Here is a 21325-nt window from a genome sequence, read left to right as displayed (position 1 = left end):
CGCCAGCGCACGCATTCATCAATTACGAATGAAATTACGTGAGCCGGCCAATATGGCGCTCTCTTAACCGACTGGCAATGTGGGTGTGCCGGTGTCTGAATTTGGCGAAGCGCCGTTTAAAGCGGCCGTACTCAAAGCCAAAGATTACATCAAAGAGGGCGATGTGATGCAGGTGGTGCTGGCGCAACGCATGAGTGCGCCGATGCACGCCTCGGCGATGTCCTTATATCGCTCTTTGCGCAGTATTAACCCATCGCCGTATATGTTTTATTACGATTTTGGCGATATGCAAATTGTTGGCGCGTCGCCAGAAATTTTGGTGCGACTTGAAGACGACACCGTGACTGTGCGCCCCATTGCCGGTACGCGCACCCGGGGCAAAGATCGCGCAGAAGATCTCGCGCTCGAGCAAGAGCTACTCGCTGACGAAAAAGAAATCGCCGAACACGTGATGCTGATTGATTTGGGCCGCAACGACGCCGGTCGCGTGGCACAAACTGGCTCGGTCAAACTCGTCGACAAAATGATTGTTGAGCGCTACTCCCACGTGATGCACATTGTGTCGAGCGTCGAAGCCAAGCTCAAACCCAAACTCAGCGCGATTGACGTACTTAAAGCCACCTTCCCAGCGGGCACGGTATCTGGTGCGCCCAAAGTGCGGGCCATGGAAATCATTGATGAGTTGGAACCGACTAAGCGCGGTGTTTATTCCGGCGCAGTGGGTTATCTGGGCTTTAACGGCGATATGGATGTCGCCATTGCGCTGCGCACCGCAGTGGTTAAAAACCAAACGCTGTATATGCAAGCCGGCGCCGGCATTGTGGCCGACTCTGTACCGCAAAGCGAATGGCAAGAAACGCTCAACAAAGCCCGCGCAGTACTACGCGCTGCTGAATTAGCCGAACAGGGGTTGGACGCTTAACACCCGACGCAGAGACGCAGAGGCACGGAGAATAAGCGATGCAATACAATGAGCTCAGCGAGCAAGTGATTGGGGCCGCTATTGAAGTGCATCGGCATTTAGGTCCAGGACTTCTTGAAGCTGTTTATGAATCCGCAATGTTGCATGAATTAAGCTTGCGAAAGCTAAACACACAAAGCCAATTAGCACTGCCTTTGCATTACAAAGGAAAAAATCTAGCCACTTCATTTCGTATTGATTTACTGATTGAAAACAAGCTAATTGTCGAAATAAAAGCGGTAGAAATTATTCTACCGGTACACAAAGCACAATTATTAAGTTATTTACGTTTAGCTCAAAAACCATTAGGGCTACTCATTAATTTCAACAGCGCACGATTGATAGAAGGCACGCATAGAATTGTTAATCATCTTTGATTTTCTCTGCGTCTCTGTGTCTCTGCGTTGAAAGGGTTTTACTATGTTACTGATGATCGACAACTACGACAGTTTTACTTACAACTTGGTGCAATATTTTGGTGAGCTCGGCCAAGACGTCCAAGTGCATCGCAATGATGAAATCAGCATCGAACAAATCGAAGCTTTAGCGCCAAAATATCTGGTGATTTCACCCGGCCCTTGCTCACCCAGCGAGGCGGGTATTTCGGTGGCGGCGATTAAGCACTTTGCTGGCAAGCTGCCAATTATGGGGGTTTGCTTGGGGCATCAAGCGATAGGCGAAGCTTTTGGCGGTGTGGTTTTGCACGCCAAAACACTGATGCATGGCAAGGTATCACCCGTTATCCATAATGATATCGGGATGTTCAAAGACATACCGTCACCGGTTACGGTAACGCGCTATCACTCATTGGCCATTGAGCGCGATACACTCCCCGACTGCCTTGAAGTCACGGCATGGACCACCGACGGCGAAATCATGGGGGTTCGCCATAAAACGCTAGCCATCGAAGGCGTGCAATTTCACCCCGAATCGATTTTGACCGAGCATGGCCATCAAATGCTGGCTAATTTCTTACGCGAATTTTCTTAACAAGCCTTCAACGCAGAGACGCAGAGGCACAGAGATCAATCATTAGTCGTTAGTCAGTCGATATTTAGCCTCATTGGAATGGTTTTTCATCGCCATCAACTTCACTAACGATGTTATTTAAGATTTGAATTTCTCTGCGCCTTTGCGTCTCTGCGTCAGGTTTTCTGTGGAAACACCATGATTACCGTACAAGCCGCACTCAATCGCCTGATCGACAATAACGAATTGTTTTACGATGAAATGCTGTATTTAATGCGGCAAATTATGTCGGGCGAATTAACGCACGCGCAAATCGCTGCGCTCTTGATTGGTCTGCGTACCAAGGTTGAAACCGTCTCTGAAATCGCCGCTGCGGCCACCGTGATGCGCGAATTTTCGACCAAAGTGGTAGTGCAAGATCAACGCCACCTCGTTGACACCTGCGGTACCGGCGGTGATGGCGCGCACACTTTTAATATTTCCACCTGCGCCGCTTTTGTTGCTGCGGCAGCAGGCGCCAAAGTCGCTAAACACGGCGGCAGATCGGTGTCATCGAGCTCTGGCTCGGCCGATGTGCTTGAAAGCTTTGGCGTGAACCTCAATCTGACTGCCGAACAAGTCGGCCAGTGCATCGACGAAGTCGGTTTGGGCTTTATGTTTGCCCCCAACCATCACAGCGCAATGAAATACGTCGCGCCAGTGCGCAAAGAGCTTGGGGTACGGACGATTTTTAATATCCTTGGCCCGCTCACAAATCCTGCGGGTGCTGACAATCAAGTGATGGGTGTATTTCACCCAGACTTAGTCGGTATTCAAGTGCGGGTATTACAAAAGCTGGGCGCCAAGCACATACTCATTGTCCATGGCAAAGACGGCATGGATGAAATCTCAATCAGCGGCCCAACGATGATTGCCGAACTCAAAGACGGACAAATCACCGAATACGAATTTGACCCACGCCAGCTGGGATTTGAACTCGCTGACATCAAAACATTGCACGCCAGCAATGCCACTGAGTCCAAAGCGATCATCGAAAGCGTCCTTAACGGTGGAACTGGTCCTTGCCGCGACATCGTTTTACTGAACGCTGGTGCAGCCATCTACGCCGCCAACTTAGCCGTCACCCTCGAAGACGGCATTAACGCAGCGCATGAAGTGATTGCCAGTGGCGCGGCGAAAGCGAAGTTGAATGCTTTGATTCAATTTACTCAAGGCTTTGCTAAATAATGGACATTGCGTTCATAGATTTAATGGAATGCACTGCCAACCTAGACAGCAACATTACGTTTAAAGATTTAATGGAGTACTTCATCGCTTTAGCTACGCTTGGAACAATGATTGCCGCCTTTCAGGCTCTAAAGACATGGAAAGAACAATTAGTTGCAAACCGCTCTTTAGATCTACATAGCCGTATAATCAATGTTATTTCTGAATGGGAAATATTTACGATTGAGCTCTGTGTTAGAAATCAAAAACAAAGAGTTCTAAGAGAGTGGATAAGTCAGTCAATACCCTTTTCGGAGAGGAAATTAACCAATCAAGAAATAATCAACAAAAATACACTCATACTAAAATCGCTACACACAACAATAAAATACGGAACAACGTCATGCGAAAACCATGACGAACTTTTAAAAGAACTCCAAGAAGCCATTGAAATTCAAAATAAAATCATGCGCTACGTAGCAAATAGCTCTTTATCAACTAGTGAAAATGACTTCCCCTTAAAAGATGTACGTGAGCAAATGGAAGCAATTGCAAAAGCAAGTATGTACTTAATTCCAAAAATTTAATATTTATACAATATTGGCGGGTTACGCCTGTGGCTAACCCGCCCTACGAGTGAAGCCATGTCCGACATCCTAAAAAAAATCTGGGCGACGAAGTTTGAAGAAGTCGCTGCGGCTAAAAAACACCTTCCGCTCGCCGAAATCCGCGCGCAGGCTGAAGCCAATCAAGACCATCGTGATTTTGTTGCGGCGATTCGTGCCAAACACGCGGCAGGCAAAGCGGGGGTGATTGCGGAGATCAAAAAGGCCAGCCCAAGCAAAGGCGTGATGCGCGATCCGTTTGTGCCGGCAGAGATTGCCGCCGATTACGCGGCCCATGGTGCGGCGTGTTTGTCGGTACTGACCGATGTGCAATATTTTCAAGGTCACGCTGATTACCTTAAAGCCGCGCGCGCGGCCTGCGCTTTACCAGCGCTGCGTAAAGACTTTATGGTCGACGAGTATCAGTTTTTTGAAGCGCGCGCTTGGGGTGCCGATTGTATTTTATTGATTGCCGCCGAGCTCGATTTAGCGCAAATGCGCGATTTTGAAGCGCTAGCGCATAGCCTAGGCATGGCGGTCTTGGTCGAGGTGCATAACGGCAAGGAGCTTGATGCCGCGTTGCAATTAAGCACACCATTAGTCGGCGTGAATAACCGCAATTTGCGTACGTTTGAAGTCAGCCTACAAACAACGATCGACTTATTGCCACGGATTATTGACGCTGGCGGCAACCGAATCGCCGTCTGTGAAAGTGGCATTCATGCGCCCGGTGATGTGCAATTGATGCATGATCATGCGGTACATACTTATTTGGTCGGCGAAGCCTTTATGCGCCAAGCCTCACCAGGGCAAGGCTTAAGTGATTTATTTAATCCGATTTATCAATAACTAAGCAGTATGCTGCTCTAAGGCTTTATCAATAAACCTTAGAGCAATATACCTATTGAAGCCTCCAATCTAGTCGCCAAACCGAGTGGATCGACGCTCTTCGCTGACTTCTTACGCACTTTTTATTTCTCTGTTTCGGCCTCACAGGGCCATCGATTTGACGCGGCAACAATAAAATTCAGCCAGAAAAACAATTTTATTCCGCAAAAATTGATCCCGTTTTTCGCAAGCAAGCTAATCGAGTAGATGTGAGCGTATTGCGGCTTGCTGCTGCTGATTGATGCCCAAGACATGCTCAATATAGCGCGGTAGCGTGCCGGTTATTTTTTTGACTTCATGCAGAGCGGCCTTTAGATAAGTCGCTTCTACCCCAAAAATTGCGTTCAAAATGGCCACATCAGCGCCATTGGCGACGCAGCCCGCAATCATAGGCTGGTATTTGAGCAACACATTGGCATTACTCGCCAAATAGTCGCGCAAAATCCGCTCGTGCGGCACGCCTAAAATCGTCAACAATAAAACCGCAGCCCAACCAGTGCGATCTTTGCCAGCGGTGCAATGAAACAACACCGGATATTGCTGTTCATCGCAAAGAGACACCAACCACTGCGTCATGACTTGTTGAGCGTGTGCATTACTGACCATATCGCGATATAGGCCGGCCATCAATACCGCAGCTTGCCCGCGACCTAAATGCAAATCCAATTGCTTAGGGTCGGCCAATAAGGCATCTAAATGCAGGGTCGATTGTTGTAAAGATTCGGCTAACACGTCGCCGGTTAAGACGGTAATTTGCGGCCATTGTGGATCGGGATAACGCGCCACTTCAGCGGCAGAGCGAAAATCCCAGATGGTTTGAATATGCAGCGCGGCAAATGCCGCTTGATCTTGCAGCCCAATCAGCTGGTCCGATCGAAACAAGCGAGCAGATCGAACCACCCGCCCATCGCTGGTTTTCATACCACCCAGATCACGAAAATTAGCCAGACCGGCGATGTCTAATGCTTTTTTAGGTGCTGGGATAAGCCGTTTTTGGCTAAAGAAATTTTGCAATAGCTGCTTTGCCGCTTCACCACCTGCGCCTTGTTCAATTTGGGTGTGCTGATTTAGTCGGGACTCTAAATAGGGATTGCACACACTGCCCGCCGCGCCGGTTTTGGGCTCGGCGAGTGCATACACCACGCGCGCAATACGCGATTGCAAAATAACGCCACTACACATTAAACACGGCTCAAGCGTAATAAATAGCTCGCACTCGGGTAAGCGGTAGTTGCCCAGATGCTGCGCAGCTTGCCGAATCGCCAGCATTTCGGCGTGCGCACTCGGGTCGTGACGATGAATGGGCTGATTATGCCCACGGCCGATGATCTCCCCGCGATAAACCACGACCGCGCCGACGGGCACCTCGCCTAAAGCTAACGCCAGCTCGGCTTCTTGCAAGGCCGCCTGCATAAAATCTAAATCGGTTTGACTCAAATCTAAATCCTTCGTGGGGTATACGATTGCAATCCATTATTGATGTATCGTAGAAAGCAATACCTTCGTTCTTTGATATTCGACGGGATGCTGCAGACCAAAATCTGGCGTGAATTGACAACGCGGTGCGTCGTGCCTAGTCTCCGGCAAACCGCGCAAAACACGGCGGACAACGCAGCGCGGCAAAATCCCTAGGCCAACATTTCCGCAGCATGCTGGCGCGTGGTTTCGGTAATGTCTAAACCACCGAGCATGCGCGCTATTTCTTCGATTCTGGCCTCGTGGCTTAATAATTCAATCGAACTTACGACGCCCTCTTTGCCCTGCTGCTTGGCCACTTGTAAATGTTGCACGCCGCAGGCGGCGACTTGCGGCAGATGCGTAATACACAACACTTGCCGCGACTGGCCTAATTCAGACAATAATCGACCGACAATCTCAGCCACCCGGCCGCCAATGCCAACGTCCACCTCGTCAAAAATCAGCGTCGGCACATTCGCCACTTGGCTGGTCACCACCTGCAAGGCCAAGCTAATGCGCGATAACTCGCCACCCGATGCGACTTTGGCCATGGCGCGCAGTGGCGAAGCTGGGTGATTGGCTACTTGTAATTCAACTTGCTCCAAGCCGTAAGCAGCAGGATGCGTTAAAGGCTGCAAAACCACTTCACAGCGGCTACCCGACAAGGCGAGCACTTGCATTTGTTCGGTCACGAGTTCCGAGAGTTTTTTGGCGGCGCTGGCGCGAGATTTACTTAAAGACGTAGCCAATTTGCGATAGCCGCTTTCTGCCGCTAACACTTGTTTTCGCAGTGCGTCTAAACCTTCGGCACCGCCCAATTCGGCCAAACGCGCTTGCCATTCTTGTAATTGCGGCAACAGTTGCGATGGGTCGATGCGATATTTACGGCCCATTTTATAAATTGCATCGAGGCGGCTTTCAACTTCGCTTAAGCGCTCAGGATCGAGCTCTAGTCGATCGGCATATAAGCGCAACGCGTTCACCGACTCGGCCAATTGCGCCTCGGCACCGGCAATTAATTCTAAGGTTTCATTAATTGAAGGATCAAAATCAGCCAATTGGCTTAGGCGGTGCGCTGCCGTGGCGAGCCAGCTTTGGCAATTGTCATCTCCGTCGCTCAATGCAATCAGCCCTTCTTGCACGCCATCGATTAAGCCTGCGGCATGATGCAAACGCTTGTGATCGAGCTGTAACTCAGGCCATTCACCCTCTTGCATATTCAGCGCTGCGACTTCATCAATCTGCCATTGTAAGCGCTCGCGCTCGGTTTCAAAGCGCTCGGCATTTTGTTCGGCATCGTTAAGTTGCTGCGCTAGCGTATGCCAAATTTGATATTTTTTAGCGGTGTCACGTGCGACTTGGGTGGTGCCAGCGTAAGCATCGAGCAAATCACGCTGCGCGTCGTGGCGTAATAAAGATTGGTGGGCGTGTTGGCCGTGGATGTCGACCAAGAATTCACCGACGCCTTTAAGCTGGCTCAGTGTAACGGGGCTGCCATTGATAAATGATCTGGATTTGCCATTGGCGTCAATCACGCGGCGAATAATCAGCGGCGCGCAATCTTCGCTTAAGCCTTGCTCAAGCAACCAAGCAGTGACGCCGCTTAAGGCTTCACACATAAACTCAGCCGACAATTCTGCGCGCTCAGCACCGTGGCGCACAACGCCAGCATCCGAGCGATCACCAAGTAATAAACCCAGCGCATCAATCAAAATGGATTTGCCGGCACCGGTTTCACCGGTGAGTACGGTTAAGCCCGCTTGAAAGTCTAAATCCAGTTCACGAACAATGACAAAATCACGTAAATGCAGCGCAGCCAGCATGGTCTCACCTAAGTTAAAAGCTCAGAACAAGATCAAAGTGTACATTCGTTCTATAAAAATGGCGAGCGCTGGGCGTTAAAATTCATCGCTAGCGCACGAAAATCCGCCAAAGTAGTACACGGATCGTGAGGACGGATATTGAACTGTTAGCGCTTGACGCCATTTTAGCGCGAAAATACGTAAGCCGCGTGGCAAACTCAGCAAGACGATGCAAAGCAAAGCCTTACAGTAGCTTTTCGCCCCAGCGCAATTTGGCGCGCAGCATATCGTAATAGCTATAACCATGCGGATGCAAAATACGCAGTGAATTGGTATAGCGACGAATCATGACGCGATCCATTTCATGCAGCTCGAAATCCGATTGATTATCAAAATGCACGCGAGCGCCCTGCCCGCGCGTCAATAAAAACGCCACTTGGGCATTATCTGACACCACAATCGGGCGATTAGATAAAGATTGCGGGCAAATCGGCACCAAGGTAATGGCGGGTAGTGAGGGATGTAAAATCGGCCCACCGGAGGCCAGTGCATAGGCGGTAGAACCCGTTGGGGTGGACACCACCAAACCGTCGGAGCGTTGGCTGTAGACAAATTGATTGTCGACAAAAATCTCAAACTCAATCATCGAGCCAATCGAGCCACGGCTAAACACCACATCATTAAACGCCAAAGAGGTGCTAATGGGCTGACCATCGCGCAAAATCGTCGTTTCTAGCAAAATGCGCTCTTCGGGAACAAACTGCCCGGCGATCATATTGCTGATCGTGATTTCCATCTCATGCAATGGAATGTCAGTCATAAAGCCTAAGCGGCCTTGATTAATACCGACCAAGGGTATGCGATAGGGGGCCAATAAACGCGCCACCGACAGCATGGTACCGTCCCCGCCTAACACCACAACCAAATCGGCCAATTTGCCGATGTGATCGCGTGATACTTTTTGGTATTCAGTAATGCCATGCTCTTGGGCGATGTCTTGCTCGACTAAGACTTTAATGCCGCCGCCTTCTAACATGGCGGCCAAACGAGCAATCGGATCCCCAAGCGCGGGGGTATTTAAGCGGCCAACAAGGGCGATGGTTTTAAATAAGCTATGCATGACGTGTGGTTTTACACCAATAAGTTTGGGTTTTGTTCGTGAAAAAAATCACATAACGCATTAATAACACGCCAGACAGGTTAAAATCCAGCGCTATGATGCTCAATGATCGATCTCACCGCCTGCTCAAGACCCTGGTTGAACGCTATATCGCCGATGGACATCCTGTCGGCTCAAAAGCGTTGTCGCACTATTCTGGCCTTGATGTCAGCTCGGCCACAATACGCAATGTGATGGCCGACCTCGAAAACCTCGGTCTCATTACCAGCCCACACACCTCTGCCGGCCGCATTCCCACCGCGCAAGGCTACCGGCTGTTTGTTGATAGCTTGCTGACCACGCAAAGCCATAGCGCCAACACCGCTTTACCCGAGTTACTCAGCACTGAATTGCCCAACGATCATCCACAACACAGCATTACTGCGGCTTCGCAGCTCTTATCCCAGCTGACGCATTTTGCTGGTGTGGTGACGCCCCCTCGCCGTAGCGAAGTGCTGCTCAAACAAATTGAATTTTTGCCACTGTCGGATAAACGCGTATTGCTGATTTTGGTGACGCAAGACGGTGAGGTACAAAATCGCATTGTGCAGACTGAGCGGGCTCTAGGCGTGAATGAGCTCAATGACGCCGCGCATTTTTTAAATCGCCATTGCGCTGGCAAAACCATTGGCCATTTAATGCAAGTATTGCAACAAGATTTAGGCCAAGTAAAACGTGAATTACTCGAGCTGATGAATGCCGCCATGCAAATGGGGCAAGATTTAGGCAATGACCAGATGATTATTGCTGGCGAGCATCAATTACTCGGGCTGAATGATTTTACCGGCAATATGCGGCAAATGCGGCAGTTGTTTGAACTTTTTGAACAAAAAAGCACCCTACTCAAACTCATGCAACTGGGGCAAAGCGCCCAAGGCATCCAAATTTATATCGGCCATGAATCGGGCATCGCGCCACTGGATGAATGCTCGGTCATCGCCGCACCGTATCGCGTGGATGGCGAAATCGTTGGCACTTTAGGCGTGATTGGCCCGACTCGAATGGCGTATGATCGCGTGATTCCCATTGTTAACATTACAGCGCAGCTACTCTCTAGCGCGCTGTCTCATTAAATTGATCTTATTCATGAAAAAAATCACCCTAGCCATTTTGGCAACGCTCGCGGTATCGGCCCCTTCTGTTGCGGACGATGAATTAATTAGCCGTCCAGCAGTGCAAGACTACATTCGCCAAACCGCCGCCACGCATGGCTTTAGCGAAGAATACCTGACGACGGTATTGCAAGACGCGCAAACCAAAAGCAATATCATTACGATTTTGGATCGCCCTTCAACCAGCCGACCTTGGCATGAGTTTCAGGCCAATTTTGTCAACAAAACCCGCATCAATAATGGTGCCAAGTTTTGGCGCAAACATGCCGATTTAATTGATGCCATTGCCAAGCAATATAAAGTAGCGCCCGAAGTGATGTTGGCGATCTTGGGCGCAGAAACCAATTACGGCACTTATACCGGCTCGTTTCGGATTGTTGATGCTTTAAGCACCATCGCGTTTAATTATCCGCGCCGTGCTGCGTACTTTCAAAAAGAGCTCACTGAGTTTTTCTTATTAGCGCAAGAAGAAAAACAAGACGCCGCCTCATTTAAAGGCAGTTATGCCGGTGCAATGGGCTGGCCGCAATTTATGCCGTCGTCTTTTAGAAAATACGCGCAAGATTGGGATGGCGATGGCCGCCACGATATTTGGAATAATCCTGGCGACGCGCTGGCCTCAGTCGCCAACTATCTAAATCAACACGGTTGGGTGGATCAAGGCGACACCTTTACCGCAGTCAATATGAATCAAGATCCAAGCCAATTATTGGCCGATAAATTTAACATTCATTTCACTGTCGATGAATTAATCGCCAAAGGCGTGGCACCGATTGCCGAAATCAACACCCAGCAACCGGCGGTGTTATACGCGCTAGAAACAGAGCCGGGTTTCACCCAGCACTTTTTAGGCTTTAATAATTTTTACGTCATTACCCGCTACAACAAGAGCACCTTGTACGCCACGGCAGTCTTACAGCTTGCCGATGAAATTAAAGCGGCGTATCTGCGTGGCGATGAGCCAGCCAAACCAGCGGCAAAAAAATAAGTCTTTCGTTTTTGCGCCCTAGCTTGGCTCTTACTCGCTGCGTGCATGAGCCAAGCCAGTCTCGCACCAACAGCAAACTGGCAAGTAGCGCTTTAAGCAAGCGCTACACCTGTATTGCCCTCTAAGCAAAGCTATATAAGCCCTAGATTAATATACCTCGCTCACTTGCTGGGTCATACTGATCAGCATTTTTTCCATATCTGGCGCTGATAAGGGCTTGCTGTAGAAAAACCCTTGGGCACATGCACAGCCCATATCACGCAAAATCTGCATTTGCGCTTGCGTTTCCACCCCTTCGGCAACGACACTCAAGCCTAGTTTTTTGGACAAAATCACAATAGTTTCCGCAATCACCACATCGTCGGCATACTCAGGAATGCCTTCAATAAACGAGCGGTCGATTTTTAAAGTATCCAGTGGTAGGTTTTTAAGTTGTGATAACGATGAATAGCCGGTACCAAAATCATCAATCGCCACTTTTACGCCCAATTGTTTGAGCTGCTGCAAAATGGCAACCGCCTCATTAATCCGCGTCATAATCAAGCTCTCCGTCACTTCTAGCTCCAATACGTCTGCCGGTAAGCCGCTATTTTTCAGCGCTTTGGTCACTTGATTGAGTAACAGATCGGGCTTAAATTGCCGCACCGACAAGTTCACTGCAATACGGGGCACGGCAAACCCTTGTTGCCGCCAATGCCGTACGCATCGACAGGCTTCATTGAGTACCCAATCGCCAATCGGCACAATCAAACCATTTTCTTCGGCAACAGGAATGAATTCAATCGGTGAAATCAAGCCCAATTGCGGGTGCTGCCAGCGAATTAAACACTCCAACCCAGCCAATTGCCCCGTCTTCAAATCAAACTGTGGTTGATACCATAATTGCAATTGCTGGCGTTCTAGCGCAAAACGCAGTGCATTTTCTAAATTTAAATGCGACATTTGATGCGCCATATTCATATCCACCGAATAGAACTGGTAGGTATTTTTGCCCATTTCTTTGGCGCGATACATCGCAATATCGGCGTTTTTCATCAATTGCGCCGTATGCCCCGCGTCGTGCGGATAGAGGCTAATCCCGATCGAACCGGTCACAAAAAGCTCGTGCTCCCCCACTTGATACACTTCGCCCAGCGCCAATAAAATCCGTTCAACAACCTGAATAACTTGCTCGTTGTGAATGACGTTTTCCAACAGCACCGTAAACTCATCCCCGCCCAAACGCGCCACCGTATCGTGCTGCTTGACATTGCCTTGCAAGCGCTGCGCGACCACCTTGAGCAACTCATCACCCACATCGTGGCCCAAAGTATCGTTAATGGTTTTAAAGCGATCCAAATCAATAAACAACAAAGCAAAAGCGCGGCATTTGGTACTGGCCCGCGTTAAGATTTGCCCCAGCGCCTCGTGTAAGCCACTGCGATTGAGTAAGCCCGTGAGCGCGTCGTGCTGAGCGAGATGGCGCATTTTTTGCTCGGTTTCTTTGCGGGCGGTGTAATCAGAAAAAACCGCGACATAATTGGTAATTTGATGGCACTCATCGCGCACTGCGCTCATCGACAACCACGCCGGATACGCATTACCGCCCTTGCGCCAATCTTGTACCTCACCTTCCCAGTGGCCAATCTGATCCAAACGGGTCAATTGATCCGCTTGCAATACGCTGAGCTGTCCCTGCTGACGACCAAAAATTCGTGATGTCTTGCCAATCGCATCGCGCGTTTGAAACCCAGTGATTTTTTCAAAAGCCGGGTTGGTGGCAATGATTTTAGCGTTGGCGTCGGTGAGTAAAATACCTTCGCTGGCATGCTGAAAGATTTTTCCTGCCAAGCGTGCGGCGTTGATTGCGCGCTGATTTTCACGATGCGACGCGGTTAAAAAGATCGCCGTTTGCAGCGCAATCGCCAATAAAAACAATAATCTGACGGTATGAACAATTGAGTTGGTTTCGCCAATATATTGACTACTCACCGACAGCAAAATCACTAAGGCAATGGCACTATTGGCAATTTGTCCCAAGCGAAGCGACGACCAAATAAATAAAGGAAACATTAAATACGCCGCTTCTAAGGCATACATATTATGCCCTTGAAACAATAAAATACTCCCACCGGCCACCACCGAAATTAACAAGGTTAATTCAATAATCCAATTTGGCGTCAATAACTCTTTATCATTCATTACCGCAAAAATAGCCGGAATAACAATCAATAAACTCAAGGATTGCGCCAACCAAAGCATTAGCCAATTTTGCATGAGCAACGGCTGCGGTGCCACAAATTGCACGAATGAAAATAAAATACTCGCAAATAAGATATTGCTATAAATGGGCCCGGATAATAATAATCGATGGCTATCGTTGATTTTAAATTCGCCATCGGCAACAAACAGCGGCAATAAACTAAACACACATAAAGCTTGCGTTAAATTGAGCAGAGCCATGCTAGCGGCAACCCACAATGTCGGATCAAGCTCCAGTCCATACGCGATTGCACCGGGAATGCATGAGAGTATCGCCTTAGAACCCATCAGCAATAAGCCTGCCACAGCAATACCTAGCTGAAGATTTAATGGGCTAAACCAAGTCCCTTTTGGCAGCAAGCTGTAATCGATTAAGCCCGCTAAAAGATAGGTCAATGCCAATACATAATATTTTCTGTAAGATTTCGACATCGGCAGCAAAAGATCTTTGAAAGAACACGACGATCAACATAAGCTTTTTCTACTTGAAATGTCTACACAATGTAGTCGCAGTTATCAGACTACCAACAGGATTTAGTCAGTAACATGAAATAATTGCCGTCATATTAGTCCAGGCAGCAAAAAATCCGCGCAAACGCGGTTGGCAAACCCAACGTCACCCGACCCTAATCTTGCCGAAGTAATATTTCGGCATCAAAAGCAACCGCAGGCAATTCACTGAGTTGCTTTAAACCCAAATCAGCAAGAAATGCCGCATTGGTCGCCAATAATTCGGGCCGCCCCGGCACTTCTTTATGGCCGATCACTTCTAACCAACCCCGCTCTTTTAAGGTTTGAATAATCTGACTAGAGACCACCACCCCGCGAATCTCTTCAATTTCACCGCGCGTAATCGGTTGCTTATACGCAATAATCGCCAGTGTTTCCATCACTGCACGGCTATAGCGCGGTGGCTTTTCTGGATTTAAGCGGCTTAAATAAATTTGCATTTCAGGCTTAGCACGAAAGCGCCAGCCATTGGCGAGTTCTAACAATTGAATGCCACGATCTTGCCAAGCTAAAGTCATTTCATGCAGGCATTGCAAAATCACCGCCGAGCTTAATTCATCATTCAATATTTTTTTAATTTGCGGCACGCGCAAGGCTTCTTGGCTCGTTAATAGCACGGTTTCAATGATTTTAATTGCTTGAATTTGATCCATTTAAAACTCACTTAAATAGTCAATAATGGCTCGATCCGTGATGCCATTATTGTATTGCTAGACGCATGCAGCATGCATTCAAACGTCATATGCGAGTAGCTCAATATCAACGCCACCGACAGTCCGCACTACCATGCAATAACGCAGCAAAAGCTGATTTGAGATTTACTTTGCAGTTTTATGCTTTGGCCGACTTTGCCGCAATTAATTGCACATAAACCGGCGTTAATACCGCATATTGCGTCACTGAAATCAAACGCTCTTTAACTAATTCTAAGATCGCGATAAAAGTCACCACCAATAATGGCACGCCCTGCTGCATATCAAAGAGTTCATTCAATTCATAATATCGACCATTGGCAATGACTCGCAAAATATGCGCCATTTGCGCGCGTACCGACAATTGTTCGCTGGCGATGACATGATGCTGAATTTGCCGATTGCGCGCCAATAACCCCATCCATGCGAGCTTTAAATCGACCAGATTGACATCGGGTAATAATTCAATATGCTCCGGTTCAAACGCGACACAAACCCAGCTAAAGTCGCGCTCAGCTTGCGGTAGCGCATCCAAGGCTTGCGCGGCTAATTTCATTTGCTCGTATTCTAATAATCGCCGCATTAATTCAGCACGCGGATCTTCAACATCCGTATCAAAATCAATTTCAACACTGGGTTTGGGCACCAAGAGTCGGGATTTAATTTCAATCAGCATTGCGGCCATTAATAAATACTCGGCCGCCAATTCAATATGACACGCCTCCATCGCCTCAACATACGCCATGTATTGCGTGGTCACTTGTGACATTGGGATATTGAGAATATCGATATTTTGTTTACGAATTAAATACAGCAATAAATCGAGCGGACCTTCAAATTCCGTCAGTAAAACCTGCAAGGCTTCAGGGGGAATATATAAATCGTGCGGAAACGCATGCACCGGCTCACCAAATACATGCGCCAATACCCGTGGCGTGATCGGTAAATCGGCCGCATTCATTCGGGTTGACGCGGGGGTAACGACTGTTTTCCCCACGGTTTAGGCGGAGCGGCCGCAATCCATCGTGAACGCGCCAATAGCATGAGTACGCCGCACAGCATGAGCAATACTGGCCATTGAATCGAGAATGGTAATTGATATTGCTGGCGTAAAAACGTGGTGATTGCACCGGCAATCAGCATTGGGCCTAAAACGACAGTTGATTTATTGATGCCATCAATGGCCAAAACGGCAATCCCGGCACTCATTAATCCGATAATAATAATCCAGCTCACACTGGGGAAAAAATTAAGCGAATTCATCAGCCAGCCAGCGCCAATCACGATCAATACCACAGGAAAAACAATCCCTCGCATCACGCGCACCTACAAAACAATCTGGATTAAACGCATCACCATCGCCATGAATGGCATCATGATGTAGCCCAAAATACCGGTGACTAATAAAGCGATTAAGATGAAAAAACCATACGGTTCAATTTTCATTAACGTTTTTGCCAAATTAGGCGGCAAAATCGAAATCATAATTCGTCCACCATCTAATGGCGGAATGGGCAATAAATTCAGCACCATTAAAATCACGTTAATTTGAATCCCCGCTTGGCTCATTAAGGCCAAAGGCAATTGGAACGAGCTGCCCTCTAAACTGCCAGCGGCAAAACGAAACAACAAAGCCCAGATAAAGGCCATCACTAAATTGGCCAACGGCCCCGCTGCAGCCACCCAGCGCATATCCCGCTTGGGATTATTTAGTGCATGAAAATCAACCGGAACGGGCTTGGCGTAACCAAACAAAAAGCCCCCCGGCAACAATACGCACAATAAAGGCAATAACACCGTGCCAATCGGATCAATGTGTTTGAGTGGATTAAACGTCATTCGACCTTGCAAAAAAGCGGTCGAATCGCCCAGCCGCTTGGCCGCATACGCGTGCGCCGCCTCATGGGCGGTAATGGCAAACAGCACGGGCAAAGCCCAAACTGCAATGGTCTGAATTATATTGAGTTCCATATCAACCTTTGTGCTTTACAGTGAAAACGGCGTCACATCGCCCTTACCTTGCCGAATCAGCGTCGGCATATCGCCAGAAAGATCAATCACCGTCGTCGGTTCCGTGCCGCAATAGCCGCCTTCAATCACCAAATCGACTTCATGCTCTAAGCGATCACGAATTTCCCACGCATCGGTCATTGGGTACTCTTCATTGGGTAGCAATAAAGAGCTCGACAACATTGGCTCACCCAGCTCTTCGAGTAAAGCCAGCGCCACCGGATGATCTGGCACCCGCAAACCAATGGTGAGTTTTTTAGGGTGCGACACGCGGCGCGGCACTTCTTTAGTCGCCATTAAGATAAAGGTATAACTACCTGGCGTCGCCGCTTTGAGCAAGCGAAAAGCTTGATTGTCCACTCTGGCGTAATTACCCAATTGTGACAAGTCACGACAAGCCAAGGTAAAGTGATGCTTGTCGTCCAACTGACGAATGCGCCGAATCCGCTCAATCGCCTCTTTATTATCTAAAGCGCAGCCCATGGCATAACACGAATCGGTCGGGTAAATAATAATCCCGCCTTTACGTAAAATATCCACCGCCTGTTTAATCAGGCGCGGCTGCGGGTTTTCAGCGTGAATAGAAAAAAACTGTGACATGAGTTTCCAACTTGTTAATAGGGTATCTCGCTACACACTATGTCAATCATTAGCTAGCGCGAGATACCTCTTGTAAAGGCTGTTTTAGCCAGCGCTCCCACACGGGGGTGCAGCCAAAAGGCAGATCGGCATTTAAACCCGGCTCTCTTGAACCTTCACCCGTAGCGTGATAATCGGTACCACTCGAGCATTGGTAATTAAAATCATTGGCCAAACGGCCAAAACGCGCCGCATCGGCAATGCTGTGCGTACCAGAAACCACTTCAATCGCCTCACCCCCCATGCGGTGAAACTCGATCAAGAGTACGCGCAAGGTTTCATTACCTAAATCATAGCGCCCTGGATGCGCCAACACCGCAACGCCGCCCGCACCCCGAATCCAATCAATCGCATCGTGTAAACGCGCCCATTCATGCTCGACATACCCCGGCTTACCACGCACTAAATACTTTTTAAATACGGATTTAGTGTCTTTGCAGCGGCCAGACTCAACCAAAAAACGGGCAAAATGGGTACGACTAATCATTTCTGGATTGTCGGCAAACTTTTGCGAGCCTTCCAATACACCCGTCATGCCGAGTTTTTCCAAGCCCTGAGCCATGCGTTCGGCGCGCTCAGCGCGGCCTGCGCGCACACTAGCGAGCCCAGCTAAAAGCGTTGGGTCATCGGCATCAAAACCTAAACCCACAACATGTAAGGTGTGCTTACCCCAGCTCACGGAGATCTCTACGCCGTTAACAAACTGCATCCCCAACTCATCGGCCGTTTGCCGCGCCAACGCCAAACCACGGATGTCGTCATGATCGGTGAGTGCAAATAATTGACAGCCCCGTGAATGCGCACGACGCACCACTTCATCGGGCGGCAGTAAGCCATCTGAAATATTAGAATGGCAATGTAAATCAACTGGCGTCATTGTTTTCTCTTGATTTGAAACAGTCGGTAAGTAAAGTGGTGGCAAGCATGGATGCTGTTTATACCAAAGATCGAATACAGTCTGGGCTTCACTTACGCAGGAAACACCCCAGTGGACAGGTATCGATCACCACGATCGCAAACAATACTCACAATCACGGCGTTTTCGACTTCTTGCGATAAAGCCAGTGCTGCGCACAAAGCGCCGCCCGATGAGATACCGGCAAAAATACCTTCTTCACGCGCCAGGCGCCGCGTCATGACTTCGGCTTCCATTTGATTCACTTCCATCAAGCGATCAATCAAATCAAAATGACAAATCGTCGGTACATATTCTGGCGTCCACTTGCGGATACCCGGAATTTGCGCGCCATCACAAGGCTGCACCCCAATAATTTGCACCGCCGAATTTTGTGCTTTTAAAAAGCGCTGCGTTCCCATAATGGTGCCAGTGGTGCCCATGCTAGAGACAAAATGCGTAATCGTGCCGGCGGTATCGCGCCATATTTCTGGGCCTGTGCTTTCAAAATGCGCCAGTGGATTATCGGCATTGGCAAACTGATCTAAAATCAAACCCTGCCCCGCTTGCGCCATTTGCAATGCCTGATCTCGAGCCGCTTCCATGCCTTCGGTTAAAATTACTTCAGCACCGTAAGCTTTCATGGTTTGAATTCGTTCAATGCTGGAATTTTTGGGCAGCAATAACACCATGCGATAGCCCATTACTGCGGCGGCCATGGCCAGTGCAATACCGGTATTGCCACTGGTGGCTTCAATCAAAGTATCACCGACTTGAATATCGCCGCGCATTTGCGCGCGGCGAATCATCGACAAAGCCGGCCGATCTTTCACCGAGCCGGCTGGATTATTGCCTTCAAGCTTGACTAAAATTGTGTTAGTCGTATCGCCAGGGATACGTTTGAGTTTGACGAGCGGCGTATTACCGACAAAATCTTCTAGATACTTGAACATATATCACTCCATGGGTCGCATGATTATACGCAAGCCCACGGAGTCTGGTTTATTTGTTACGCAACAGCTTCACCACCGCCAGCAATACGCCCATTAACTTAATGCCATTGGATAACCGTGCCATCGATGGATGCGACTTGGCTAAGATTTGCGCCAATTTGCTGAGTAAACTCAATGAATCCGTATTGCCCAACAGTGAATTGGCTAGCGCCATTGGGCGGCGAGATTCAAGCAGCCGAGTTTCCAGCTGCAATCGACACAGTTGCGAACGAAAGACCAGTTGCTGCTTTTTGAGCTCACGTTGCTGATTGGCCATCATGCGCCCTCCTTGGTCGGAGTGACCGCATGAAAAGCGGCATCAATGAGTTTTTTATCTTGCGCAAATTCTTCGCTGGTTAATGGAAATGGCGTAATTAAATCGTGCATTAATTGGCGCAATTGTTTATACGCAAATAAGCCGCTCAATAAAAACACTACCCCAAAAGCGGCGCAAATAATAACCCGATACTCCCAAAAGCCAAACAACAAACCCAGACCGGTAAAGGTCAGCGCCATAATCAACAAAAAAGCCGCCGCAATAGCAAAACCAATCATCTGCGCCAATCGATCAAACTCATCGCGCAATTCAAGACCAAACAATGAAAAACGGGCAGCGACTAAGCCGCCCACCGTATCACGCCAAGTTGCGCGCCGATTCATTTAGCGCCGAGCTGCCAAAAAGCCAATCAACAAGCCCACTGCCGCACCAACACCAACCGCTTGCCACGGATGCGCATGCACATATTGATCAGTTTGTTGCGCGGCCACTTTGGCTTTATTGACTGCAACCGCTTCAATTTCAGCTAAACGATGCTTGGCATCGCATAAATTAGCCGCGATTTTTGCATAGATCTTTTTTGATTCTTCAGGACTGGCATTGGCCGCTTCATTCATCAAATCGGCAGTTTCTTGCAGTACATCTTTAGTTTCATCAATTAGTACAGATTCACTGATTTCAGACATAAATCGCCCCTTTAAATTAAAAACCAAAATAGAGTTATAAGAATAGCAGGCTGACCCTTGCTTGCACAGGTAATATAAACAGTCAGCATCGAGTCATCTTCACAAAATAAAATGCTAATTTAATAAACAACATTAGCTTTATTGCATCCACTTACTCCTTAAAATGCAAAAAAGCCACCTTTCACAAGATGGCTTTTAAATTCAAAACAGGCAATTTAAAACTTAGATCATGCCTTTTGATTGCAGTAATTCAAACATCGTTTTACCGATTTCAGCTGGGCTACGGGTGTAGGCGATACCCGCTTGCTCAAACGCCTTGAATTTTTCTTCTGCAGTGCCTTTGCCGCCAGAGATGATCGCGCCAGCATGGCCCATACGTTTGCCTTTCGGTGCCGTTACACCTGCGATATAACCGACCACTGGCTTAGTCACGTAAGCCTTAGCAAATTCAGCCGCTTCTTCTTCAGCAGAACCACCGATCTCACCGATCATGATGATGGCGTCAGTATCAGGATCATCTTGGAACAATTTTAGTGCGTCGATATGGCTCAAACCTGGGATAGGATCGCCACCGATACCGATACACGTTGATTGACCCAAACCAAGCGCGGTAGTTTGCGCAACCGCTTCGTAAGTCAGAGTACCAGAGCGTGAAACGATACCGATACGACCTGGGTTGTGAATGTGCCACGGCATAATACCGATCTTGCACTCGCCCGGCGTGATAATACCTGGGCAGTTAGGGCCGATCAGACGGATGCCTGCTTCATCAACCGCTTTTTTCACGTACAGCATGTCTATCGTTGGCACGCCTTCAGTGATACATACAATCAATTTAACGCCAGCATTAATCGCTTCCAAGATTGAATCTTTAGCGAAAGCTGCAGGTACGTAGATGACTGAAGTATCCGCGTGGGTTTGCGCCACAGCGTCACGCATGGTGTTAAACACGGGCAAGCCAAGGTGCTCAGAGCCACCTTTGCCTGGCGTCACACCGCCAACCACTTTAGTGCCGACTTTCAACGCTTGCTCAGCGTGGAAAGTACCGTTTTTGCCGGTAAAACCTTGTACCAGCACTTTTGTATCTTTATTAACCAAAACGCTCATGGTTTTTTCCTTTGTAGTAAGTCAAAAGTGCTCTAGCGGCGTTACCTTATCTTGCCGTACTTGATGTACTGTCTTCGATTCGGAGCCTTGCTAGATCACTTTTGTTACGTCACATATTCGTGTGGTGA

The 21325-nt window shown here is 48.5% G+C and carries 22 protein-coding genes and 1 pseudogene; 8 read left to right on the top strand and 15 right to left on the bottom strand.

Annotation, left to right across the window (positions count from 1 at the left end):
- From Q0V82_RS04890 to trpC, 6 genes and pseudogenes are all read left to right on the top strand, one after another.
- A pseudogene (locus Q0V82_RS04890) lies at positions 1-922 on the top strand (anthranilate synthase component I family protein); the annotation flags it as partial.
- Positions 923-960: 38 nt separating this feature from the next.
- Positions 961-1338 carry a GxxExxY protein gene (locus tag Q0V82_RS04885; RefSeq protein ID WP_297573135.1) on the top strand — a complete coding sequence of 126 codons (378 nt, stop codon included), beginning with the start codon at positions 961-963 and terminating at the stop codon, positions 1336-1338.
- A 43-nt stretch (positions 1339-1381) separates the two neighbouring features.
- On the top strand, positions 1382-1951 hold the full coding sequence (locus tag Q0V82_RS04880; protein ID WP_297573134.1) for an aminodeoxychorismate/anthranilate synthase component II: 570 nt from the start codon (positions 1382-1384) through the stop codon (positions 1949-1951).
- A 177-nt stretch (positions 1952-2128) separates the two neighbouring features.
- Positions 2129-3157 (top strand): anthranilate phosphoribosyltransferase, encoded by a 1029-nt coding sequence (trpD, locus tag Q0V82_RS04875; protein WP_297573133.1) that lies wholly within the window; start codon positions 2129-2131, stop codon positions 3155-3157.
- The gene (locus Q0V82_RS04870) at positions 3157-3723 is read left to right on the top strand and encodes a hypothetical protein (RefSeq protein ID WP_297573132.1); all 567 of its coding nucleotides are present in this window, start codon (positions 3157-3159) and stop codon (positions 3721-3723) included. Before trpD ends, Q0V82_RS04870 begins: the two co-directional genes overlap by 1 nt.
- Positions 3724-3780: 57 nt before the next feature.
- Positions 3781-4590: an indole-3-glycerol phosphate synthase TrpC gene (gene trpC, locus Q0V82_RS04865; RefSeq protein WP_297573131.1), complete on the top strand. Its 810-nt coding sequence runs from the start codon at positions 3781-3783 to the stop codon at positions 4588-4590.
- A 234-nt stretch (positions 4591-4824) separates the two neighbouring features.
- Here trpC and Q0V82_RS04860 read toward each other — a convergent pair whose 3' ends face one another.
- The 3 genes from Q0V82_RS04860 to Q0V82_RS04850 form a co-directional block, all read right to left on the bottom strand.
- The gene (locus Q0V82_RS04860) at positions 4825-6066 is read right to left on the bottom strand and encodes a tyrosine-protein phosphatase (RefSeq protein WP_297573130.1); all 1242 of its coding nucleotides are present in this window, start codon (positions 6064-6066) and stop codon (positions 4825-4827) included.
- 191 nt (positions 6067-6257) lie between these two features.
- Positions 6258-7910 (bottom strand): DNA repair protein RecN, encoded by a 1653-nt coding sequence (recN, locus tag Q0V82_RS04855; protein ID WP_297573129.1) that lies wholly within the window; start codon positions 7908-7910, stop codon positions 6258-6260.
- 223 nt (positions 7911-8133) lie between these two features.
- Positions 8134-9009 carry an NAD kinase gene (locus Q0V82_RS04850; protein WP_297573128.1) on the bottom strand — a complete coding sequence of 292 codons (876 nt, stop codon included), beginning with the start codon at positions 9007-9009 and terminating at the stop codon, positions 8134-8136.
- Between the two features lie 95 nt (positions 9010-9104).
- Here Q0V82_RS04850 and hrcA point away from each other — a divergent pair, with 95 nt between their 5' ends.
- Together hrcA and mltB are read left to right on the top strand one after the other, a co-directional pair.
- Positions 9105-10121 (top strand): heat-inducible transcriptional repressor HrcA, encoded by a 1017-nt coding sequence (gene hrcA / locus Q0V82_RS04845; RefSeq protein WP_308445216.1) that lies wholly within the window; start codon positions 9105-9107, stop codon positions 10119-10121.
- 13 nt (positions 10122-10134) lie between these two features.
- Positions 10135-11148 carry a lytic murein transglycosylase B gene (gene mltB, locus Q0V82_RS04840; protein WP_297573127.1) on the top strand — a complete coding sequence of 338 codons (1014 nt, stop codon included), beginning with the start codon at positions 10135-10137 and terminating at the stop codon, positions 11146-11148.
- A 147-nt stretch (positions 11149-11295) separates the two neighbouring features.
- Here mltB and Q0V82_RS04835 read toward each other — a convergent pair whose 3' ends face one another.
- From Q0V82_RS04835 to sucD, 12 genes are all read right to left on the bottom strand, one after another.
- A complete protein-coding gene (locus Q0V82_RS04835) occupies positions 11296-13821 on the bottom strand; it encodes an EAL domain-containing protein (protein ID WP_297573126.1) in 2526 nt (841 codons plus the stop codon).
- 194 nt (positions 13822-14015) lie between these two features.
- Positions 14016-14552: an SMC-Scp complex subunit ScpB gene (scpB, locus tag Q0V82_RS04830; protein ID WP_297573125.1), complete on the bottom strand. Its 537-nt coding sequence runs from the start codon at positions 14550-14552 to the stop codon at positions 14016-14018.
- Between the two features lie 178 nt (positions 14553-14730).
- Positions 14731-15552 (bottom strand): ScpA family protein, encoded by an 822-nt coding sequence (locus Q0V82_RS04825; RefSeq protein ID WP_297573124.1) that lies wholly within the window; start codon positions 15550-15552, stop codon positions 14731-14733.
- Positions 15549-15908, bottom strand: a complete 360-nt coding sequence (locus Q0V82_RS04820) for a hypothetical protein (protein WP_297573123.1) — start codon at positions 15906-15908, stop codon at positions 15549-15551. The genes Q0V82_RS04825 and Q0V82_RS04820 overlap by 4 nt, the downstream gene beginning before the upstream one ends.
- A gap of 9 nt (positions 15909-15917) precedes the next feature.
- Positions 15918-16562 carry a site-2 protease family protein gene (locus Q0V82_RS04815; protein WP_297573122.1) on the bottom strand — a complete coding sequence of 215 codons (645 nt, stop codon included), beginning with the start codon at positions 16560-16562 and terminating at the stop codon, positions 15918-15920.
- Positions 16563-16577: 15 nt separating this feature from the next.
- Positions 16578-17201 (bottom strand): L-threonylcarbamoyladenylate synthase, encoded by a 624-nt coding sequence (locus Q0V82_RS04810; RefSeq protein WP_297573121.1) that lies wholly within the window; start codon positions 17199-17201, stop codon positions 16578-16580.
- Positions 17202-17250: 49 nt separating this feature from the next.
- On the bottom strand, positions 17251-18117 hold the full coding sequence (locus Q0V82_RS04805; RefSeq protein ID WP_297573120.1) for a 3',5'-nucleoside bisphosphate phosphatase: 867 nt from the start codon (positions 18115-18117) through the stop codon (positions 17251-17253).
- 92 nt (positions 18118-18209) lie between these two features.
- Positions 18210-19088 carry a cysteine synthase CysM gene (gene cysM / locus Q0V82_RS04800; protein ID WP_297573119.1) on the bottom strand — a complete coding sequence of 293 codons (879 nt, stop codon included), beginning with the start codon at positions 19086-19088 and terminating at the stop codon, positions 18210-18212.
- 49 nt (positions 19089-19137) lie between these two features.
- The gene (locus Q0V82_RS04795) at positions 19138-19407 is read right to left on the bottom strand and encodes a hypothetical protein (RefSeq protein WP_288842098.1); all 270 of its coding nucleotides are present in this window, start codon (positions 19405-19407) and stop codon (positions 19138-19140) included.
- The gene (locus tag Q0V82_RS04790) at positions 19404-19787 is read right to left on the bottom strand and encodes a phage holin family protein (protein WP_297573118.1); all 384 of its coding nucleotides are present in this window, start codon (positions 19785-19787) and stop codon (positions 19404-19406) included. The genes Q0V82_RS04795 and Q0V82_RS04790 overlap by 4 nt, the downstream gene beginning before the upstream one ends.
- Positions 19788-20090, bottom strand: coding sequence for a YqjD family protein (locus Q0V82_RS04785; RefSeq protein ID WP_297573117.1), 303 nt, complete (start codon positions 20088-20090; stop codon positions 19788-19790).
- A gap of 222 nt (positions 20091-20312) precedes the next feature.
- On the bottom strand, positions 20313-21197 hold the full coding sequence (gene sucD / locus Q0V82_RS04780; RefSeq protein ID WP_297573116.1) for a succinate--CoA ligase subunit alpha: 885 nt from the start codon (positions 21195-21197) through the stop codon (positions 20313-20315).
- Positions 21198-21325: the final 128 nt, after the last annotated feature.

It is taken from the genome of uncultured Deefgea sp. (assembly GCF_947072475.1).
In the GTDB taxonomy this organism is placed as follows: domain Bacteria; phylum Pseudomonadota; class Gammaproteobacteria; order Burkholderiales; family Chitinibacteraceae; genus Deefgea.
The sequence above is the reverse complement of the archived record's forward strand: the minus strand, read 5'-3'. Positions and strand labels throughout refer to the sequence as shown.